This window comes from Anoxybacillus sp. CHMUD, from assembly GCF_013096965.1.
Taxonomy (GTDB): Bacteria; Bacillota; Bacilli; order Bacillales; family Anoxybacillaceae; genus Anoxybacillus; species Anoxybacillus kestanbolensis_A.
In genome coordinates this window covers 71,670-90,537 of sequence record NZ_SDLG01000007.1, presented here as the reverse complement: position 1 = coordinate 90,537, position 18,868 = coordinate 71,670, and the positions used below count along the sequence as shown (strand labels likewise).

Below are 18,868 nucleotides of genomic sequence, written 5' to 3'. Positions count from 1 at the left end.
TCTCTTATCTCTCAAAGCAAACGCTTTGTGTGAATTGGCACCATTTCAGCAGCGCTGACGGTTGCCGGGTTTCATCGGGCACATCCCTCCACCTCTCTTGATAAGAGCGCTTTTAAACGCTTTATTCAGTTAACGTTTTAATATGTTTAAGGATCATTTTAAACTACAAGAGTGAGTATATCATCGAAAGAAGGACGGTGTCAACGAAAAATAATAAAAATTTTTTGACATAGATAAACGTGCTAGCTATATACAACTAACACGCTACACATCCGAATACATCGACCGTACCCCTGTCGCCGCTTCAATCGCCTGTTCTAAGTCTTCAATTAAATCATCGACATTTTCAATACCGACCGATAAACGAATCATATCTTCTGTTACGCCGGATGCTTTCAAATCTTCTGAACTTAACTGTTGATGCGTTGTACTTGCAGGATGAATAATTAAACTTTTTGCATCGCCGACGTTTGCCACATGTGACCAAAGCTTAACGTTGTTAATTAACGTAGCCCCTGCTTCACGGCCACCTTGAATGCCGAAGACAACGACTGCTCCTGCCCCTTTTGGCATATATTTTTTCGCTAGCTCTTTTGCTGGATGATTGTCATGTTCAGGGTACAACACCCAATGGACTGCTGGATGGTTGTCCAAATACTCGACGATTTTTCTCGTATTGGCAATATGTTCTTTCATGCGGACATGCAACGTCTCTAGCCCTAAATTAAACTGGAAGGCGTTGAACGGGCTAATCGCCGGTCCTAAGTCACGTAACAACTGCACGCGTGCTTTGACGATATACGCCGCCGCACCGATGTCTGCGTATACGAGATTATGGTAACTTGGATCTGGCGCCGTAAACGCTGGAAACTTCGGCGAATTCCAATCAAATTTTCCACCATCGACAATGATACCACCTAACGTCGTTCCGTTACCAAGCAACCATTTCGTTGCCGAATGAATAACAATATCCGCTCCGTGTTCGATTGGCCGGCAAAGGTATGGCGTCGCAAACGTGTTGTCAATAATCAACGGAATGCCTGCTTCATGCGCAATTTCCGCAACTGCCTCAATGTCTAACACATGCAGGCTTGGGTTGCCAATTGTTTCAGCAAAAATCGCTTTCGTTTTTGGTGTAATTGCCGCACGGAAATTTTCTGGATCAGACGGATCGACAAAATGTGTTGTAATGCCGTATTTCGGCAACGTATTCGCAAACAAATTGTACGTTCCCCCATATAACGTCGAAGCAGAAACAATATCATCTCCCGCTTGAGCGACGTTTAATATTGCCATCGTAATAGCAGCCATGCCGCTCGCTACCGCTAAAGCACCAATGCCCCCTTCAAGTTGAGCGACACGCTCTTCAAACACCGTTACCGTCGGATTATGAATGCGCGTATAAATGTACCCAGCTTCCTTTAACGCAAACAAATTGGCCGCATGCTCTGTGTTATCAAACAAATACGCATTCGATTGATAAATTGGCACTGCACGCGCTTTCGTTACTGGATCCGTTTGCAAGCCACCGTGCACAGCAATCGTTTCAAATTTCATCGTTTCTCCCCCACATGTAATAATTTGTGAATATTTAGAATTTTAACACGATACATATTGCTCGTCAACGAACAACATCATACGGCTTGGCAAGGAAAAAGATCGACTCTAACAATAAAATGTGACGAAACGATGCTGTGACGGACAATTCGTTTAATCGCAGTTGTTGCTGTAGTTTTAAAGACCCTTGCAATAGCGACATAATCGCCTGTGCCGAACCACGAATCGTAATGACTCGCTCTCCATCTACCTCTTCTACGCGACGAATACCTTCTTTCGATATGCATAATAATACTTCTCGACTCTCCCATTGTAGTTGAATATATAAACAGTCATTCGGCAAAATCGGCGCTAACATGTTCATTCAATCGCCCCCGTCCCATATTTCTCATATCCATTGTTTCCATATAAATGCGAGTAGTTCCTGCTATAAACGCTCGACAAATGTCTCGTTTCCTCGTCAATTTCCCAAGAAATATGTCGAAAGCTGGCTTTATTCAGCCAGCTTTCGCAACGTTTCGTATAAATATGGAACAGAATGAAAAGCATATATTTTTTGTACAAGTTTATCATGTTGAAAAATAAGTAAACACGGAACGCTTTCGATGCACCACTCAACCGCTTTGTCCGGCACGTAGTTTAAATCTTGACGTTCAAATGTAACAGATGGCAATAACTGCTCAAGTACATCAACCATTCGACTTGCCACTTGACATGTTCCACATAATGGCGTGTACATATAGACAACTTTCACAACGATCACACAACTTTCTATAAATATTGTGCGTGTACATCGATATTTGCACTTAATAACACGACCGCAATATGATGCTTCGGAGCTGCTGCGACTTCACGATACATTTTATCGACGTATAAATGCTCAGCTTGTGGAAATTCACGGCGAAGTTGACGGCGCAGTTTTTCTCCTGCTTCATCGGAATCGACTAAAATGTACACTTCTTTATCGTACAAAGCATCGATTAATTCATCAAGTTTGGCGGTACCAAGCGTTCCGTTCGTACAAATAATTTCTACCGGTTCACTAATAATACTCTCGATTTTCTTTTTATCTGAGCGCCCTTCAACAATAATTACTTTTTCTACCTCTACAATCGCCATCGTCATCACCTTGTACATTCATTTATGTATATTATATTCGTGATCGCACACTTTTTCTCCTTTTATCCAATACAAAAGGACAGCGATGTCGCTGTCCTTAACACCAACCACCTTCTGTATCACAATCGACATATTTCATGTTTGGATGTTCAGTAACTGTTACGCTTTTCAAAATACGCCCGTTTTGTTGTTGGTATCCATGCTTTAACTTTAACTTATTCGTTTCTTGAACAAATTCTCCAACACATTCGTTGTCATAAAACAGCTCAAAGTTGCCGTTTTCATTAAATTTCCCAACAACATCTTTTGTAATATCGATTGTTCTTTGTTTTAACAAAAAAGACACCCCTGTGTTGTAGGGTGCCCTGTGAGTTGTTTTTTTAATCTTGGTTAATCATTTGTTCGTATTGTTCTGCCGTTAATAGGTTGTCCACTTCACTTAAATCGCTTGGCTCAATGACGATCATCCACGCTTTATCATATGGTGATTCGTTTACATACTCTGGGTTGTCGTTTAACTCTTCGTTCACGGCTACGACTTTTCCGCTAATTGGAGCATATAATTCAGATACGGTTTTTACTGACTCCACGCTACCAAATGGCTCATTTGCTGTGAGTTGTGCCCCCACTTCTGGCAATTCAACGAATACGATATCGCCGAGTTCTGACTGGGCAAAGTCCGTAATCCCAATGCGAACCGTATTTCCTTCGACACGCACCCATTCATGTTCTTGTGAATAACGTAGCTCTTTTGGAATGCTCATCGTTTTCCCTCCAACATATCATCTTCTTTTTCATCATACACGATTTTTGTCATGATTTCACGATAATTTAAACATTTCGTGATATTTTTGTTCGTCAAATCCGACAATAACTTGCTCGCCATTTGTGATGATTGGACGCTTGATTAACATCCCGTCTGATGACAACAATTGCAACATGTCTTCTTCTGTCATCGTTTTTAATTTGTCTTTTAATCCAAGTTCACGATACTTCATGCCGCTCGTATTAAAAAATTTCTTTAAATCAAGCCCACTTTTTTCATATAACATCCGCAACTGCTCTTTTGACGGAGGCTGTTCAACAATATGTATCGCTTGCACAGAAATGTTGTTGTCATCTAGCCATTTTTTTGCTTTGCGACATGTGCCGCACTTTGGATACCAATAAAATGTCGCCATCTCCTCACCTCATCTATATATTACGATAACAAAGCGAAAGTACCAGACGATGCGCCTGGTACTTCCATTATTACACAACATATCGTTCAGCTTCAATTAGTGCTTGCGCTGCCTCACGCTTTTTCGCAATGATGTTGATTGGCGTATGACGTGTTAATTTACGCAATGCTGATAACATCATACGCAACATGTCACCGTGCTCAACAGCGACGATTGTTTCTTTTGCATGCGCTTCAATTTCATTAAATGCTTCCTGGCAGAAAATTTGTGTATACAATACTTTTTGTTTGTTTTTCTCAACGCCAGATTGCGCAATTGCTTTTTCCGTACGCAATAGCGCAGACTCCATCGCGTATACGTTGCTGACGATGTCTGCAATATTTACGAGCACTTCTTGTTCTTTTTCAAGTTTTGGACCGAATTTTTGCGCCGCCAGTCCCGCGACCATTAAAGCGATTTTTTTCGCATTGCGGACAAGGTACTTCTCTTGTTCAAGCACGCCATCGCCAACTTCTTCTGGCATAAGCATCATTAATTCTTCTTGTAATTGTTGCGCTTTTTGTAAAAGCGGCAATTCGCCTTTCATCGCCTTGCGCAAATACATACCTGGCACGAGGAGACGGTTAATTTCGTTCGTTCCTTCAAAAATACGGTTAATACGTGAATCGCGATACATGCGTTCAATTTCGTATTCTTGCATGAAACCATAACCACCGTGAATTTGTACCCCTTCATCGACGATATAGTCTAGCATTTCTGTCGCAAACACTTTGTTTAAAGAGCATTCGATCGCGTATTCTGCAATCGCTTTTGCCGTTTCCTTTCCGTCTTTTGCTTGTTCATCTGTCAACTGTCCCATGCGCGCTTCAAATAAACCGACTGTACGGTAGACGGAGCTTTCTGCCGCATACAATTTCGACGCCATCGTCGCTAATTTTTCTTGTGTTAATGTAAATTTCGAAATTGGTGTTTTAAATTGTTGACGTTGATTGGCGTATTGAATCGTCACTTCTAGGGCACGTTTTGCTCCGCCAACAGCACCAACGCCAAGTTTGTAACGACCGATATTTAAAATGTTAAATGCAATGATGTGCCCTTTGCCGATCTCGCCAAGTAAATTTTCTTTCGGAACGAGCGCATCTTGTAAAATTAGTGTCCGCGTCGATGAGCTTTTAATCCCCATTTTCTTTTCTTCTGCTCCTGTCGATACGCCAGGGAAATCGCGCTCGACGATAAATGCTGTGAAATGTTCACCGTCTACTTTCGCATATACAACAAACACATCGGCAAACCCAGCGTTTGTAATCCATTGTTTTTCCCCGTTTAAAATGTAATGTGTTCCTTCTGCATTGAGTTTTGCCGTCGTTTTCGCACCGAGCGCATCTGAACCCGAACCTGGCTCTGTTAACGCATATGCAGCAATTTTCTCACCCGTCGCAAGCGCTGGTAAATATTTTTGTTTTTGCTCCTCTGTTCCGAACAAGACGATTGGAAGCGAACCGATCCCGACGTGTGCACCGTGTGAAATCGAGAAACCTCCGGCACGCGACATTTTTTCCGCAATTAATGCCGAGCTAATTTTATCTAAACTTAATCCACCATATTCTTCAGGCACATCTGCACCAAGCAATCCGAGTTCACCTGCTTGTTTTAAAAGCGCAACAGAACGATCAAACTCATGATTTTCTAAATGTTCAAGTTGTGGCAACACTTCATTCACGACAAATTCTTCTGTCGTTTTGGCAATCATTTTTTGTTCGTCTGTAAAATCCTCTGGTGTAAACACTTGCGTTGGTGACACATCTTCAATTAAAAAGCTACCACCTTGTGCAACTTTCAATGTTTTTTCCATCATTATTTCCCCCTCTTATAATAATTCAAATACGCCAGCAGCACCCATGCCGCCGCCAATGCACATCGTGACAATACCAAATTGTTCGTTGCGACGACGCATTTCATGTAAAAGCGTCAATGTTAGCTTTGCACCTGTACAACCGAGCGGATGCCCAAGAGCAATGGCTCCTCCGTTCACGTTTACTTTTTCTTCATCTAGTCCGAGTTCGCGAATGACTTGAATTGCTTGTGATGCGAACGCCTCGTTTAGTTCAATTAAACCGATATCAGAAAGCTCAAGGCCCGCAAGCTCAAGCGCCTTTGGAATGGCTGCAATCGGACCGATACCCATCACTTCAGGTGGAACACCTGCAACAGCAAACGAGCGGAATTTACCAAGCGGTTGTAACCCGAGCGCTTTCGCTTTTTCGTGATCCATCACCATCACCGCAGCTGCTCCGTCGCTCGTTTGTGAAGCGTTTCCTGCTGTTACCGTTCCGTTTACCGAAAACGCAGGGCGTAACTTCGCGAGCGTTTCCATATTTGTATCTGGGCGTACTCCTTCGTCTTGACTAAACGTCATCTTTTTCTCTACTAATTTATTGTTTTCAATATGACGGACTGTCACTTCGACCGGCACAATTTCGTCGACAAATTTTCCTTCGGCAATCGCTTTTGCTGCTCTTTGATGGCTGCGAACGGCAAACGCATCTTGCTCTTCGCGCGTCACCCCATATTTCATCGCGACTTGCTCAGCTGTATGCCCCATCGACATGTAATACTCTGGCGCACTTTCTGCGAGCTTCACGTTCGGACGTACGACATGACCCATCATCGGAACCATGCTCATCGACTCCACGCCACCAGCAATAACCGTATCTGCATGACCAAGCATAATTCTTTCTGCCGCATAAGCGATCGCTTGTAATCCCGATGAACAATAACGGTTGATTGTAATCGCTGGCACTGTATACGGTAACCCAGCAAGCGCACCAATGTTGCGCGCAATATTTAATCCTTGTTCTGCCTCTGGCATAGCACAACCGATAATGAGATCGTCAATATTTCCTTCATAGTTTCCTGCTCGTTTCAACGTTTCTTTAACAACAATCGCCCCTAAATCATCCGGGCGGACGTTTGCTAACGTCCCTTTTTTCGCTTTGCCGACAGGCGTGCGCGCCCCGGCAACGATGACCGCTTCTTTCACGTCAATCCCCCCTTAGTTTCTTAACGGCTTTCCTTTGAGAAGCATATGTTGCATGCGCGCTTGCGTTTTCGGCTCACCGACAAGACTTAAAAATGCTTCGCGCTCTAAATCAAGCAAATATTGTTCGTCCACTTCTGTTCCGTACGGTACGTTTCCACCAGCGATGACGTATGCAAGCTTTTTCGCAATTTTTAAATCGTGCTCTGAAATGTAACCGGAATGATACATACCTTGAGCGCCAAGTAGTAACGTCGCATACCCTGTTTCCCCGACAACCGGAATTTTTTTACGCACCGGCGGTTTGTATCCGCTCTCATATAGCGCTAATACAGCTTGTTTTGCGTCATGAATGAGATGATCACCATTGATCGAAATACCATCTTGTGCATTTAAGAAATTTAACTCACGCGCTTCTGCTGCCGATGTCGATACTTTCGCCATCGCAATCGTTTCAAACACTTTATTTGCAACCTTTTGCAAATCAAATTCCACACCGTTTGGCATGCAGCTTAAATGTTTAATGTATAGCTCTTTATTTCCACCACCGCCTGGAATGAGACCGACACCTACCTCAACAAGCCCCATGTATGTTTCTGCAGCTGCCTGAATGCGTGAAGCTGGTAAGCAAATTTCCGTTCCACCGCCGAGCGTCATCGCAAATGGCGCAACGACAACCGGTTTTGAGCTATATTTAATATTCATCATCGCTTGTTGGAATTGACGAACGACCATTTCAATTTCGAAATAGTTATCATCTTGTGCTTCCATTAAGATCATGGCAAGGTTCGCACCGACACAGAAGTTTTTCCCTTGATTTCCGATGACAAGTCCTTTATAGTTGCGATCGACTTCTTCTAGTGCGTAGTTAATCATTTGGACGATGTCAAAACCAATGGCGTTGTTCGGTGAGTGAAATTCAAGTAACGCCACATCGTCACCAAGGTCAATTAAACTTGCTCCACTATTTTTCTTAATGACCCCTTTTTGTTCTTTTAAGCGATGAATGTGAATGACTTTTTCGTTTTCTTCAACCGGCTTATATTGTCCACGATCGTAGTACGACACGCGACCGTGCTCGTGTTTATAAAACGTTTCGTGTCCGCTCGCAAGCATATCTTCAACCCACGATGGTACTTGACGACCTTCCGCTTTCATTTTTTCAACAGACTGTCTCACACCAATTGCATCCCATGTTTCAAAAGGACCGAGCTCCCAACCAAAGCCCCATTTCATCGCACGGTCAATCGCTACGATATCATCTGCAATTTCTCCCAGTAACTTGGCAGAATATAATAACGTTGGGCTTAAAATGTTCCAAAGTAGTTGCCCCGCACGGTCATTCGCATATACAAGCGCTTTCAATTTATTCGCTGTTCCTTTTGCTTGTTTGCTCATTTCAACGGACGGTGCCTTTAGTTTTTTCGTCGGTTCATACTCAAGCGTTTCATAATTTAATTCAAAAATGTCCTTTCCTTTTTTATAGAAAAATCCTTGCCCTGATTTGCTGCCGAGCCATCCTTTTTCAACCATTGTCTTCATAAAAGATGGAACGGTAAATGCTTCTTTTTCCTCACCTTCTACTTTTTCGAATACGTTGTTGGCCACATGAATAAACGTGTCTAAACCGACGACATCAAGCGTGCGGAACGTTGCACTTTTCGGACGACCGATTAATGGACCTGTCACAGAATCGACTTCGCCAACACTATAACCGCCTTTCATCATTTCACGTACCGTCACAAGCAAACCGTACGTACCGATGCGATTGGCGATAAAGTTTGGCGTATCTTTCGCAAGCACAACCCCTTTACCGAGCACGTTTTCACCAAATTGTTTCATAAACGTAACAACAGCTGGATCAGTGTGCTTTGTCGGAATGACTTCTAATAATTTTAAATAGCGCGGTGGATTGAAAAAGTGCGTGCCTAAAAAGTGCTTTTTAAAATCGTCCGAGCGTCCTTCGGCCATCGCTTCGATGGAAATGCCGGACGTGTTTGAGCTGACGATACTTCCTTGCTTTCTGACTTCATCCACTTTTTCAAACACACTTTTTTTCACATCAAGCCGCTCAACAACGACTTCAATAATCCAATCGCATTCGGCTAAGCGATGAAAGTCATCTTCAAAGTTACCGACTTCGATTAATGCTAAGTTGGCTTTCGACATAAGTGGCGCTGGCTTTTGTTTCAATAAACGTTGAACCGCTTGATTGACGATGCGATTGCGCACTTGTTTATGTTCAAGCGTCCATCCTTTTGCTTGTTCTTCAGCTGTCAACTCTTTCGGTATAATATCTAACAACAATGTCGGAATACCGACGTTCGCTAAATGTGCCGCAATCCCCGATCCCATAACTCCGGAACCGAGAACCGCTGCTTTTTTAATTCGCATGCTCGTTCCCCCTTATCCGAATTGAATGAATGGTCATTCATTTTTCCTTTATCTTAAATATAAATTATATTTTAAATTTTCGCAACAAATAAATGTAGCGAATTTTGTCAACGATTTAGGACATGATACGAAAGGAGGTGATGAGGCAATGAAAATGAAAAAACACCCGTCTAAAGCAGGTGTAAGTGCTGCAAGTGTGAAAGGAAATGCTGGTCCAACGGTGGAACGTGATGGAGGCGGAAAGAAAACGAGCCAAAATCAACAATATGGAAAAGAAAATATGGGAAATGAATAAAGGTGGGACACCCCACCTTTATTTTTTGAATATACCTTTTAGCACAAACGCCACATTGGCTGGACGTTCTGCTAAACGGCGCATAAAATAGCCGTACCAATCGGTTCCGTATGGAACGTAGACGCGCATCGTATACCCTTCACGTACTAATTGTTCTTGTCTCTCTGGACGAATGCCGTATAACATTTGAAATTCAAATTGGCTATTTGGAATGTTATGTTCTTTGACCAATTGTTTCGTATATTCAATAATCGCATCGTCATGCGTCGCAACCGCTGTATAGTTACCATTTAACAAATGCATTTTAATGATTTTTTTAAAGTTTTCATCTACATCTTTTTTATCTGGAAAAGCGACTTCCGGCGACTCTTTATATGCGCCTTTCACGAGACGTAAATTGGGATGATACGCATTTAAATCTTCAATATCTTTTTCTGTGCGATACAAATATGCTTGCAATACCGTCCCAACATTGTCATATTCTTTTTTCAACTGTTTAAAAATATCGATTGTTTTTTGACAACGAGAATAATCTTCCATATCAATTGTCACAAATACGTCATAGGCTTTTGCTTCATCTAAAATGCGGCGCATATTTTTCATCACAAGCTCATCGGAAATGTCTAATCCCATCGATGTCATTTTCAGCGACAGTTGGGAATTTAATTGGTTTTCACCAATTGCACGAATCGCCTCAATCGAATGGTTCGCCATTTCATTTGCTTCTTGTTCGTTATCAACAAATTCCCCTAAATAATCGATCGTGACCGCTAGTCCTTTACGATTGAGTTCTTTAATCACGTCTACTGCCCGTTCAATCGTTTCTCCCGCTACAAAACGCGACGCACCGAAACGAAGACCGTAACGCTTCGCCAATTTTGTTAACGTTTTATTTTTTGACAAAAATAAGAAAAAGTCGCGCATCAACTGCTCCATTGTTGTTTACCCCCTTTTGCAAGCGCATCCACCCGTATTGTAACACGTTTTCAATCGCTTGAATATGTTTTTGTCGAATAATCGTATTTTTTGTCTACGTACGTATAACTATACAGCACGTGGGCAATATACAGTCGAACATGATTTTATATGGAGGGATGATTGTGCAACACCAAATGAACACACAACCGCATGAGATGATGGCTCAACCACCTGAAATGATTTCAACGAAAGATGCACTTTATTTAACAGATGCCTTATCATGGAATTTACTTGCGATGAAAAAAGCTCATTTTTTCGCTTCACAATGTCAAGATCAAGAAATTAAACAGGCGATAGAGCGTGTTGGACAAATGCATCAACGCCATTATCAACAACTGTTACATCAATTACAGCCATCAGCACACATGCAATAAAGGAGGCCATAACATGAAAGTGCAAAATCGTGAAACACCAATTCCAAAAACACCACAAATGAACGACCGTGATTTTATTAATGATATGTTATCGACTGAAAAATATATGACGGATAGTTATTGTACATTTTTAAACGAAGCAAGCCATCAACATTTGTATGACGAAATATTGCATATATTTACCGAAACACAAAACTGTCAACGTGAATTGTACAACTTAATGTTTAAAAAAGGTTGGTATGCGCTTGAACAAGCAGATCAACAAAAATTACAACAATCATATCAACAATTTCAAGGATACACGAGCCAATTTCCATACAACAATATGATGCAATAACAAAAGCCGGCTGCTTATGCAGTCGGTTTTTGTTATACGCCCAACCATTGGACAAACGCCTTGCATATCGTGTTAATGTAATGATGAATTTGCGAGGAGGGAATGCTCAAATGTATGGTCGCAGACCGTTTTTCGGTTTTTTCGGTGCACCGTTTTTCGGGGGCTTTTTAGGTGGATTGCTCGGTAGCGCATTAACGCCTTATCCGTTTTATCCGCCACGCCCATATTATTATCCACCACGTCCGTATCCGTTTTATCCATATGGTGGCGGATGGTACTATTAAACATAAAACGCTAGAGAGCCGATTGCTCCCTAGCGTTTTTTCATCAATGTATGGAGACGGTGGGAGTCGAACCCACGTCCAGAGGTATCGCCACTTAAGCGTCTACGAGCGTAGTCGGTATATTTATGTTTCGCTGCTTCTTCCGCCTACCGACAGGCATCCGAGCAGCTAGTCTGATTATTCTCTTCCCTCGTCCTCAGACGGCGGACTTAGGCGTAGCCCACTTGTTATGAACCCCTAGGCCGCCACATGGGCGATGGCGGTAGGAGTTAGCCGCGTTAATTAAGCAGCTAAAGCGTAGTTTTCTTTGCCAGTTATCTTTAAGTGACGTTTTTACGAGGACGATCCCCTCGGCTCGCAGCTTAAGCTCGATCTACCCCTGTCGAATCCGTAACGTCCCCGTATAAGAGAAACGTACGAAGGAAGCTTAAGCTTTTATAACTGGCTGACATCATTTATTATAGCACATTCCCGCTCATTTGCAATTGTAACTTTTTGGATTATTTCTGCCGTTCGCGGAAAGCGCGTTCGACTTCGCGTTGGGCTTCTTTCTTTTTCATATCTTCTCGTTTGTCGTATTTTTTCTTTCCTTTTCCGACGCCTAGCAACAGTTTCGCAAAACCATTTTTAATGTATAGCTTGAGCGGCACGAGCGTATAGCCTTGTTCTTTTGTATAGCCGATGAGCTTATTAATTTCGCGACGATGAAGCAATAATTTGCGCGTCCGCAACGGATCATGATTGTAACGGTTGCCTTGTTCGTACGGACTAATATGCATATTATGCAAAAACACTTCACCTTTTTCCACTTTCGCAAATGAATCTTTTAAGTTCACTTTGCCTGCGCGAATCGACTTAATTTCCGTTCCTTGCAGCACTAGTCCTGCTTCGTACGTTTCTTCAATGAAATAATCGTGATGCGCTTTTTTATTTTGGGCAATGAGCTTCCCTTCCCCTTTTGGCATCGATTTCCCTCCCTTCAGACAACGAATATTTTAACAAAAATGAGAAGAAAGGAAAAGCCTCATCGGTGGAGGCTTTCCTTATCGTTTTTTCTTTTTCTTCTTTTTCATGTTTGGGATGTCTTCGAAAAACTTCTTGCTTTTCTTCGTTTTTTTCGTTGGCCATTGTTCTTCTTTTTTCTTTTTCCGCTTTCCTTCAATAACGACAGGCGCCGCTTTTGGCTGTTTGTTTTTCCGCCCTTTCATGCCGACAATTTCAAAGTCAACGATGCGTTCCTCTTTATTGACGTTAATGACACGCACCGTAATTTGGTCGCCAATGCGATATACTTTCCCTGTTCGCTCACCAATCATCGCATAATGTTGCTCGTCATAATGATAGTAATCGTCCGTTAAATAGCTAACGTGCACGAGCCCTTCGACCGTATTTGGCAGTTCAACAAACAGCCCGAAATTTGTCACCGAACTAATAATGCCGTCAAACTCCATGCCAATTTTATCTTCCATAAATTCGGTTTTCTTCAAGTCATCTGTCTCGCGCTCTGCCTCGACCGCACGGCGTTCCATATTCGACGTATGCTCCGCAATTTCTGGCAACTTCTCCGCCCATTTTTGTTGCGTTTGTTCATCGATTTGCCCGTTAATTAAGTATGTGCGAATAAGGCGATGCACAATTAAGTCTGGGTAGCGGCGAATCGGTGACGTAAAATGCGTATAAAATTCGGTAGATAATCCGTAGTGCCCGAGGCTTTCGGCGTCATAACGCGCTTGCTTCATCGACCGCAGCATGACGGTTGAGACGACCATTTCTTCTGGCTCACCACGTACCGCCTCTAGCACTTCTTGCAAGGCACGCGGATGAATTTGATTGCCCGTTCCTTTGACAATATAGCCGAAATTCGTAATAAACTCTAAAAAGCGTTGCAACTTCTCTGGCTTCGGATCTTCATGCACACGATAAATAAACGGCACGTTCATCCAATGGAAATGTTCCGCAATCGTTTCGTTCGCTGCTAGCATAAACTCTTCAATTAATCGCTCGGCAACAGAACGTTCACGCAACACGACGTCATACGGTTTTCCATTTTCATCAACGAGCACTTTCGCTTCTTTAAAGTCAAAATCAATGGCACCTCGCTTCATGCGTTTGTTGCGTAAAATATCGGCTAACTCTGCCATTAACTCAAACATCGGCACAAGCGGGGCATATTTTTCTCGTAGTGCCTCATCGTGATCAACGAGAATGCGGTTGACATCGGAATATGTCATTCGTTCGGTCGTGCGAATGACGCTTTGGAAAATTTCATGACTGACCACTTCGCCACGATCGTTAATTTCCATTTCGCACGATAACGTTAACCGATCGACTTTCGGATTTAATGAACAAATACCGTTTGATAACCGGTGCGGAATCATCGGGATGACGCGGTCAACTAAATAAACGCTCGTTCCGCGTTCATATGCTTCGCGATCAATCGGCGACCCTTCCGTCACATAATGGCTGACATCGGCAATATGAACGCCAAGCTTATAGTTTCCGTTTGCTAATTTCGTCACTGTTACGGCATCGTCTAAATCTTTTGCGTCTTCACCATCGATCGTGACAATCATTTCATTGCGCAAATCACGCCGTCCCTTTATTTCTTCTTCAGAAATCGTGTCCGGAATGCTGTTCGCATGGGCAATGACGTCTTCCGGAAATTGCAACGGCAATCCGTGTTTATGGATAATCGATAAAATATCGACCCCCGGATCGTTTTTATGACCTAAAATTTTAATAACTTCTCCCTCGGCACTAATCCGCCCTTCTGGATACGTCGTTAAACGAACGACAACTTTATGCCCTTCGACCGCACCGTTTGCGGCATGTTTCGGAATAAAAATGTCGTTGACGATTTTTTTATCGTCTGGAATAACAAAGCCAAAGTTTTTGCTTTCTGTATACGTACCGACGACTTCTGTAATGCCCCGCTCAATAATGCGGACGATCGTCCCTTCTTGACGCGCCCCCGTTGCTTGTCCGTTGACACGCACAAGAACGGTGTCGCCATGCATCGCATTCTTCAATTCCGACGGCGGAATGAAAATGTCATCAAGCGTCGGATCTTCTGGAATGACAAACGCAAACCCTTTCGCATGACCTGTCACTTTCCCACGAATTAAGTTCATTTTTTCAGGTAGCCCGTAGCGATTGCTTCTTGTTCGAACGATCAACCCTTCTTCTTCTAACGCCACAAGTGTTTTAACAAGCTCTTTAAACTCCGCGGCGTCTGTAATATGAAACGCCTCTTCTAACTCTTGAACAGTAAGCGGTTTGTACGCTTCATCGCGCATAAACGCTAATAATTTTTCTTTCATTTACTTCCTCCTTTCGAGGATTACCAATCTAATGATTCTAAAAATGTATAAATGTCTTCGTGAAGCTGTTCTTTTTCTTTATCAAGCGTAATGACGTGTCCTGACTCCTCATACCATTTGATTTGCTTTACGGGAGATTCGACGCCGTTATAAATAATATTTGCACTATCTGGGTTAATCATGTCATCATGACGTGCTTGCACGACAAAAACAGGGGCATAAATATAATCAAGATGATCGCGCACATCGGCGATCAGTTGTTGTAGTGCTTTCAGCGTTTTCATCGGCGTTTTCGCAAACTCGGTCATTTCTTGCTCGATTTGCTCCTCGCTTTTTCCTTCTCGCTTTTTATATTCGCGAGCGTACGCTAAAACTCCTTCATACATCGTCTGTTCACTTTTGATATACATCGGGGCGCACATCGGCACGATGCCCACGACAGGAACAGTATAGCCAAGTTTTAACGAAAACACACCGCCAAGCGATAATCCAACAACAGCGATTTTTTCATGGTTTTGTTTTAAATATTCGTAAGCGTTCATCACATCTTGCCACCAATCTTCCGGGCCGGTATGCACAAGTTCTTCTGGCGGCACGCCATGTCCCTTATAAATTGGGGCGTGGCACGTATATCCTTTTGACTGTAAAAAACGTCCAAGCATCCGTACATCGGCAGAATTTCCGGTAAATCCGTGCAATAACAATACTGCCCGTTCACCTGCTTCAAACGTAAACGGTTGTGGTGCAACTAGCTTCACAACAATTCCTCCCTTCTCCATGAAAAAAGCGATCCGCATCGCTGGACCGCTGTTACAGTTCAAAATAAGTGACAGCTACTGTTAATACGAAAAACAACACGGCAAGAACAACAGTCACACGGTGCAACACCGCATCAATCCCGCGTGCTTTCTGTTTGCCGAACAATTGTTCAGCCCCGCCTGTAATCGCACCCGAAAGCCCTGCGCTTCGACCGGATTGCAATAAAACAACCGCAATCATTCCGATCGAAACAATGACAAGCAACGTAACAAGAAACGTATGCATACTTTACACCTCCAACGACGCACATCAATCACAATAGTTTTATTTTAACATAACAACATTCATTTGTACAACGGACGAAAAGATCTGATGAAGATCTCCAATCGATGATCGAAGCCGTTGGCTACCATGACACTTCGCGGACGTTTACGGTGCGTACGTTGGTTGCCTTTTTTCTGTTGGCGTCACTTCACGAAAGGAAAAGTTTCCGTCATGGCACCGATGTGGCGAAGATGTACGGGTTGCCAACGTTTCATTACTCGACGGTTTCTAAGAAAGCGAAAGAAGTTCCGTACGACGTGATGAAGCGCTTATTTGCTTTGGTGGTTTCGAAATGCAATCGCCACACCCGCCGTTCGCTTCGCTTCCGAAAGCGTTGCGTGTAGTAGATTCCACGACTGTCACTAACACCTTTCTTCCTCCACCTCTTCGATCGTGCGTATTTTACTTGCCAGTTAGGAACAAAACAATGTCGTTCCAAGAAACGCCATCGCGTCGTGATCTTTCAGAATGCGAACAGGCATGACATCCGTGTCGTCACGAACGTCTTGGAAGCATCGGCAGAAAAGATTGCCGAAATGTATCAAGTGCGTTGGACGGTGGAAGTGTTTTTCCGTTGGCTGAAGCAATATCTAAACGTTCCGACCTTATTTGGCACGAACGAGCACGCGGTATACAACCAACTGTTTGCAGCATTTATCGCTTATGTGTTACTAAGATGGCTATATCCCCGAACGGAAAAACGGACAACCTCGTCTCTTTCCTTTCTTTCGTTTGTCCGTCGTTTTTTCTCTGGGCAACTTCCTCTCGAATGGAAATCCGAGATGGCAGCTGTCTTATTTGAGTATACTCACATTTCCGGGAGAAGTATGCCTAATTTTGGATAATCATCAGCCGTGCCTTAGTATGATTTAACGACTTCTAAAAGTAATTCCCGAACCCTTTCATGAACTTTTAATTCTTCAGAAAAATGGGAGGATTTTTCTAAATGTTTCCTTAAAGGTTCGTAATAAGGATACAAAGCAAAAAATCTTTATACAACAATTTTCTTTGATACCTAGGTATCTTCTTATGAGCCAGGGCATAACTTAAACTTCCACTTATTAATGAACAAAGTAACTATTCAGCCACATCATAAAGTGAGCTGAATAGTTACATTATCAATGGTCTAACTAAAAAGACGACAACGCTATAATATAAAATAAGCGTGTCGTCAAATTTGTTCTATCGTACAGTTTGCTTTTGTTTTATCTTTTCAAACCAATCGTCTGCAACATCTAAATAGGGTAAGACATTCTTAGCTATTTCCATAAACTCTGCTTCTTCTAAGTTTTGTGTTTCGTTATCAAATCTAAACCAATCCTTATTGCCATTTTTATGTTCCAAGATTCTGAAGCGATTGTTTAAGTGAAAAGCATTTAACTTTTGAAATGGACGGATGAGATTATCAATCTTTACTTTTCCTTCTTCATTAACTTTCGCTACCCCAATCTCTATTAAAAATCCTCCCCCCCATTTATCAAATTGAAACGATAATAGATACCCCAGCTGCCCCCTTGTTTCCTAAAATGAGGAAAGCTACCCTTGAATCCCCTGCTTTTTAACTCTGGGACTACTATTTTCTTTAAAGCACTAATCATCTTATCTTTATTAGACATAAAATCGCTCCTTACTGGTTAAAAACTTTCACGGTGTATGCTATATGATATACCATGCTTCTTTAAAAGCTTTCTAAGACTTCTACTTGGATCTACTTTACCAGTTCTTGAACTTATATATATACATGCACCTTAAAACCATGACTTCTGTATGAACACCTTTTTTCATGGCTATACTGCTCCTGAATATTTCTATACAAAAGGAGCGGAATTGGCATGAAACGTTTGAAAATCACAAATGATCACGGTTGGACGCCTCGAACCCTTCGAAAACAAGAACGGAAAATCAAAGATGCTTCCCTTCGCGTTCGGGTGACCGCTGTTCGTCTTGTCATGGAAGGTCACCTCGGTAAAGATGTGGCCAAAATGGTCAATCTATGCCGTCAATCCGTTGCCCTCTACGTTGCACGGTTTAATCAAGGTGGGCTCGATCATCTACTCGATCGTCGGTTGCCGCCTGGCCGTGTGCCGTTTCTTACGGAAGAACAACAACAAGAAATTAGACAACTCGTGTTAACCACCACACCTGTGGATGCTGGCTGGGGCATCGCTTCATCATGGAACACGCGCATTTTACAATCTTACATCCAACATACCTATGGCGTTTCGATGTCACGTGAAGGGATTCGTAAGTTGTTGCATCGTCTTCGTTTGTCATGGACACGTCCGACTTACAAGCTAGTCAAAGGAGACGCCAAGCGTCAAGCTGCCTTTCAAAAAGAACTTGAATTTATAAAAAAAAACTAATTACCGAGAATGTCACGCTGTTTTATGTGGATGAGACACATGTTCGTGCTTATCAAGCGCTACGTACGACATGGGCAGAAGTAGGGAATCAGAAACAAGTGCCAAGCTACGGACACCATGACCATGTGTCCATTTTTGGTGCAGTTGACGTTCAACAAGGCGATGTGGTGTTTCATCGTGCACCATCCGCCAATGCCGAAACCTTCCTCGGCTTTTTGCGCCGATTGAAAGAGAAATATACCGATCGATTCCTCGTGCTTGTGTTAGACAATGCGCGTATTCATCATGCCAAGATGGTACAAGCCTTTCTTGATGGCGAGGAAGGTGCTGCTTTTCATTTCATCTTTTTGCCGCCGTATTCTCCACAGTTGAACCCGATCGAACGGCTGTGGAAGTGGTTGAAAGATGAAGTGATTGCCAATGTTTTTCACAAGGATCAAAATGACATTGCCCAGTCCATTACTCGCTTTGAACAGTACGTTCTACAACACCCGGATGAGGTGTTGCGCCGCATCGGGTGTACTGCGTGAACCAGAGGTTAAAATT

At 42.7% G+C, this 18,868-nt stretch carries 21 protein-coding genes, 1 other RNA gene, 1 pseudogene and 1 riboswitch; of the genes and pseudogenes, 7 read left to right on the top strand and 16 right to left on the bottom strand.

Features of this window, described 5'->3' with window-relative positions:
* Position 1: 1 nt before the first annotated feature.
* A riboswitch (SAM riboswitch) is annotated at positions 2–107 on the bottom strand.
* A gap of 157 nt (positions 108–264) precedes the next feature.
* The 10 genes from ETB99_RS06805 to ETB99_RS06760 form a co-directional block, all read right to left on the bottom strand.
* Positions 265–1,557, bottom strand: a complete 1,293-nt coding sequence (locus tag ETB99_RS06805) for an O-acetylhomoserine aminocarboxypropyltransferase/cysteine synthase family protein (RefSeq protein ID WP_171700259.1) — start codon at positions 1,555–1,557, stop codon at positions 265–267.
* A 64-nt stretch (positions 1,558–1,621) separates the two neighbouring features.
* Complete coding sequence (locus ETB99_RS06800) at positions 1,622–1,921, bottom strand: hypothetical protein (protein ID WP_035020823.1); 300 nt, start codon at positions 1,919–1,921, stop codon at positions 1,622–1,624.
* Positions 1,922–2,050: 129 nt separating this feature from the next.
* Complete coding sequence (locus tag ETB99_RS06795) at positions 2,051–2,320, bottom strand: thioredoxin family protein (RefSeq protein WP_004892431.1); 270 nt, start codon at positions 2,318–2,320, stop codon at positions 2,051–2,053.
* Between the two features lie 8 nt (positions 2,321–2,328).
* A complete protein-coding gene (locus ETB99_RS06790; RefSeq protein WP_003398331.1) occupies positions 2,329–2,676 on the bottom strand; it encodes a ribonuclease M5 in 348 nt (115 codons plus the stop codon).
* A 97-nt stretch (positions 2,677–2,773) separates the two neighbouring features.
* On the bottom strand, positions 2,774–3,022 hold the full coding sequence (locus ETB99_RS06785; RefSeq protein ID WP_077429557.1) for a YusG family protein: 249 nt from the start codon (positions 3,020–3,022) through the stop codon (positions 2,774–2,776).
* A 34-nt stretch (positions 3,023–3,056) separates the two neighbouring features.
* Positions 3,057–3,440: a glycine cleavage system protein GcvH gene (gene gcvH / locus ETB99_RS06780; protein WP_006322727.1), complete on the bottom strand. Its 384-nt coding sequence runs from the start codon at positions 3,438–3,440 to the stop codon at positions 3,057–3,059.
* Between the two features lie 57 nt (positions 3,441–3,497).
* Positions 3,498–3,857, bottom strand: a complete 360-nt coding sequence (locus ETB99_RS06775) for an arsenate reductase family protein (RefSeq protein WP_077429556.1) — start codon at positions 3,855–3,857, stop codon at positions 3,498–3,500.
* 70 nt (positions 3,858–3,927) lie between these two features.
* Entirely contained in the window at positions 3,928–5,709 is a 1,782-nt protein-coding gene (locus tag ETB99_RS06770) for an acyl-CoA dehydrogenase family protein (RefSeq protein WP_077429555.1), read from the bottom strand.
* A gap of 15 nt (positions 5,710–5,724) precedes the next feature.
* Positions 5,725–6,897, bottom strand: coding sequence for an acetyl-CoA C-acetyltransferase (locus ETB99_RS06765; protein ID WP_077429554.1), 1,173 nt, complete (start codon positions 6,895–6,897; stop codon positions 5,725–5,727).
* A gap of 12 nt (positions 6,898–6,909) precedes the next feature.
* Positions 6,910–9,288 carry a 3-hydroxyacyl-CoA dehydrogenase/enoyl-CoA hydratase family protein gene (locus tag ETB99_RS06760; protein WP_171700258.1) on the bottom strand — a complete coding sequence of 793 codons (2,379 nt, stop codon included), beginning with the start codon at positions 9,286–9,288 and terminating at the stop codon, positions 6,910–6,912.
* Positions 9,289–9,436: 148 nt separating this feature from the next.
* Between ETB99_RS06760 and ETB99_RS06755 the strand changes: the two genes are divergently transcribed.
* The gene (locus tag ETB99_RS06755) at positions 9,437–9,583 is read left to right on the top strand and encodes a YuzL family protein (RefSeq protein WP_009362277.1); all 147 of its coding nucleotides are present in this window, start codon (positions 9,437–9,439) and stop codon (positions 9,581–9,583) included.
* Between the two features lie 18 nt (positions 9,584–9,601).
* Here ETB99_RS06755 and ETB99_RS06750 read toward each other — a convergent pair whose 3' ends face one another.
* Positions 9,602–10,519, bottom strand: a complete 918-nt coding sequence (locus ETB99_RS06750) for a proline dehydrogenase family protein (RefSeq protein WP_006322721.1) — start codon at positions 10,517–10,519, stop codon at positions 9,602–9,604.
* Between the two features lie 164 nt (positions 10,520–10,683).
* On the opposite strand from ETB99_RS06750, the gene ETB99_RS06745 reads away from it, so the two are divergent.
* The 3 genes from ETB99_RS06745 (at position 10,684) to ETB99_RS06735 (ending at position 11,556) form a co-directional block, all read left to right on the top strand.
* A complete protein-coding gene (locus ETB99_RS06745) occupies positions 10,684–10,935 on the top strand; it encodes a hypothetical protein (RefSeq protein WP_375153711.1) in 252 nt (83 codons plus the stop codon).
* Between the two features lie 13 nt (positions 10,936–10,948).
* A complete protein-coding gene (locus ETB99_RS06740; RefSeq protein WP_171700256.1) occupies positions 10,949–11,272 on the top strand; it encodes a spore coat protein in 324 nt (107 codons plus the stop codon).
* A 110-nt stretch (positions 11,273–11,382) separates the two neighbouring features.
* Entirely contained in the window at positions 11,383–11,556 is a 174-nt protein-coding gene (locus ETB99_RS06735; RefSeq protein ID WP_009362281.1) for a hypothetical protein, read from the top strand.
* Positions 11,557–11,604: 48 nt separating this feature from the next.
* Here ETB99_RS06735 and ssrA read toward each other — a convergent pair.
* The 5 genes from ssrA to secG form a co-directional block, all read right to left on the bottom strand.
* Positions 11,605–11,957, bottom strand: a transfer-messenger RNA (tmRNA) gene (gene ssrA / locus ETB99_RS06730).
* A gap of 99 nt (positions 11,958–12,056) precedes the next feature.
* Positions 12,057–12,521, bottom strand: a complete 465-nt coding sequence (gene smpB, locus ETB99_RS06725) for an SsrA-binding protein SmpB (RefSeq protein WP_006322717.1) — start codon at positions 12,519–12,521, stop codon at positions 12,057–12,059.
* Positions 12,522–12,599: 78 nt separating this feature from the next.
* On the bottom strand, positions 12,600–14,876 hold the full coding sequence (rnr, locus tag ETB99_RS06720; RefSeq protein WP_171700255.1) for a ribonuclease R: 2,277 nt from the start codon (positions 14,874–14,876) through the stop codon (positions 12,600–12,602).
* A 20-nt stretch (positions 14,877–14,896) separates the two neighbouring features.
* Complete coding sequence (locus ETB99_RS06715; RefSeq protein WP_216366097.1) at positions 14,897–15,655, bottom strand: alpha/beta hydrolase; 759 nt, start codon at positions 15,653–15,655, stop codon at positions 14,897–14,899.
* Between the two features lie 31 nt (positions 15,656–15,686).
* Entirely contained in the window at positions 15,687–15,920 is a 234-nt protein-coding gene (secG, locus tag ETB99_RS06710; RefSeq protein ID WP_009362284.1) for a preprotein translocase subunit SecG, read from the bottom strand.
* Positions 15,921–16,003: 83 nt separating this feature from the next.
* On the opposite strand from secG, the pseudogene ETB99_RS06705 reads away from it, so the two are divergent.
* From ETB99_RS06705 to ETB99_RS06685, 3 genes and pseudogenes are all read left to right on the top strand, one after another.
* Positions 16,004–16,804: pseudogene (locus ETB99_RS06705) on the top strand (transposase); the annotation flags it as partial.
* Positions 16,805–17,791: 987 nt separating this feature from the next.
* Positions 17,792–18,322 carry a helix-turn-helix domain-containing protein gene (locus ETB99_RS06690; protein ID WP_006324127.1) on the top strand — a complete coding sequence of 177 codons (531 nt, stop codon included), beginning with the start codon at positions 17,792–17,794 and terminating at the stop codon, positions 18,320–18,322.
* A 26-nt stretch (positions 18,323–18,348) separates the two neighbouring features.
* Positions 18,349–18,852, top strand: coding sequence for an IS630 family transposase (locus ETB99_RS06685; RefSeq protein WP_309138139.1), 504 nt, complete (start codon positions 18,349–18,351; stop codon positions 18,850–18,852).
* Positions 18,853–18,868: the final 16 nt, after the last annotated feature.

Bases quoted from the DNA above. Each gene is read 5' to 3' on its own strand.
- ETB99_RS06805 (WP_171700259.1), bottom strand. From the start codon at position 1,557: ATGAAATTTGAAACGATTGCTGTGCACGGTGGCTTGCAAACGGATCCA.
- ETB99_RS06800 (WP_035020823.1), bottom strand. From the start codon at position 1,921: ATGAACATGTTAGCGCCGATTTTGCCGAATGACTGTTTATATATTCAA.
- ETB99_RS06790 (WP_003398331.1), bottom strand. From the start codon at position 2,676: ATGGCGATTGTAGAGGTAGAAAAAGTAATTATTGTTGAAGGGCGCTCA.
- gcvH (WP_006322727.1), bottom strand. From the start codon at position 3,440: ATGAGCATTCCAAAAGAGCTACGTTATTCACAAGAACATGAATGGGTG.
- ETB99_RS06775 (WP_077429556.1), bottom strand. From the start codon at position 3,857: ATGGCGACATTTTATTGGTATCCAAAGTGCGGCACATGTCGCAAAGCA.
- ETB99_RS06770 (WP_077429555.1), bottom strand. From the start codon at position 5,709: ATGGAAAAAACATTGAAAGTTGCACAAGGTGGTAGCTTTTTAATTGAA.
- ETB99_RS06760 (WP_171700258.1), bottom strand. From the start codon at position 9,288: ATGCGAATTAAAAAAGCAGCGGTTCTCGGTTCCGGAGTTATGGGATCG.
- ETB99_RS06755 (WP_009362277.1), top strand. From the start codon at position 9,437: ATGAAAATGAAAAAACACCCGTCTAAAGCAGGTGTAAGTGCTGCAAGT.
- ETB99_RS06750 (WP_006322721.1), bottom strand. From the start codon at position 10,519: ATGGAGCAGTTGATGCGCGACTTTTTCTTATTTTTGTCAAAAAATAAA.
- ETB99_RS06740 (WP_171700256.1), top strand. From the start codon at position 10,949: ATGAAAGTGCAAAATCGTGAAACACCAATTCCAAAAACACCACAAATG.
- ETB99_RS06735 (WP_009362281.1), top strand. From the start codon at position 11,383: ATGTATGGTCGCAGACCGTTTTTCGGTTTTTTCGGTGCACCGTTTTTC.
- smpB (WP_006322717.1), bottom strand. From the start codon at position 12,521: ATGCCAAAAGGGGAAGGGAAGCTCATTGCCCAAAATAAAAAAGCGCAT.
- rnr (WP_171700255.1), bottom strand. From the start codon at position 14,876: ATGAAAGAAAAATTATTAGCGTTTATGCGCGATGAAGCGTACAAACCG.
- ETB99_RS06715 (WP_216366097.1), bottom strand. From the start codon at position 15,655: ATGGAGAAGGGAGGAATTGTTGTGAAGCTAGTTGCACCACAACCGTTT.
- secG (WP_009362284.1), bottom strand. From the start codon at position 15,920: ATGCATACGTTTCTTGTTACGTTGCTTGTCATTGTTTCGATCGGAATG.
- ETB99_RS06690 (WP_006324127.1), top strand. From the start codon at position 17,792: ATGAAACGTTTGAAAATCACAAATGATCACGGTTGGACGCCTCGAACC.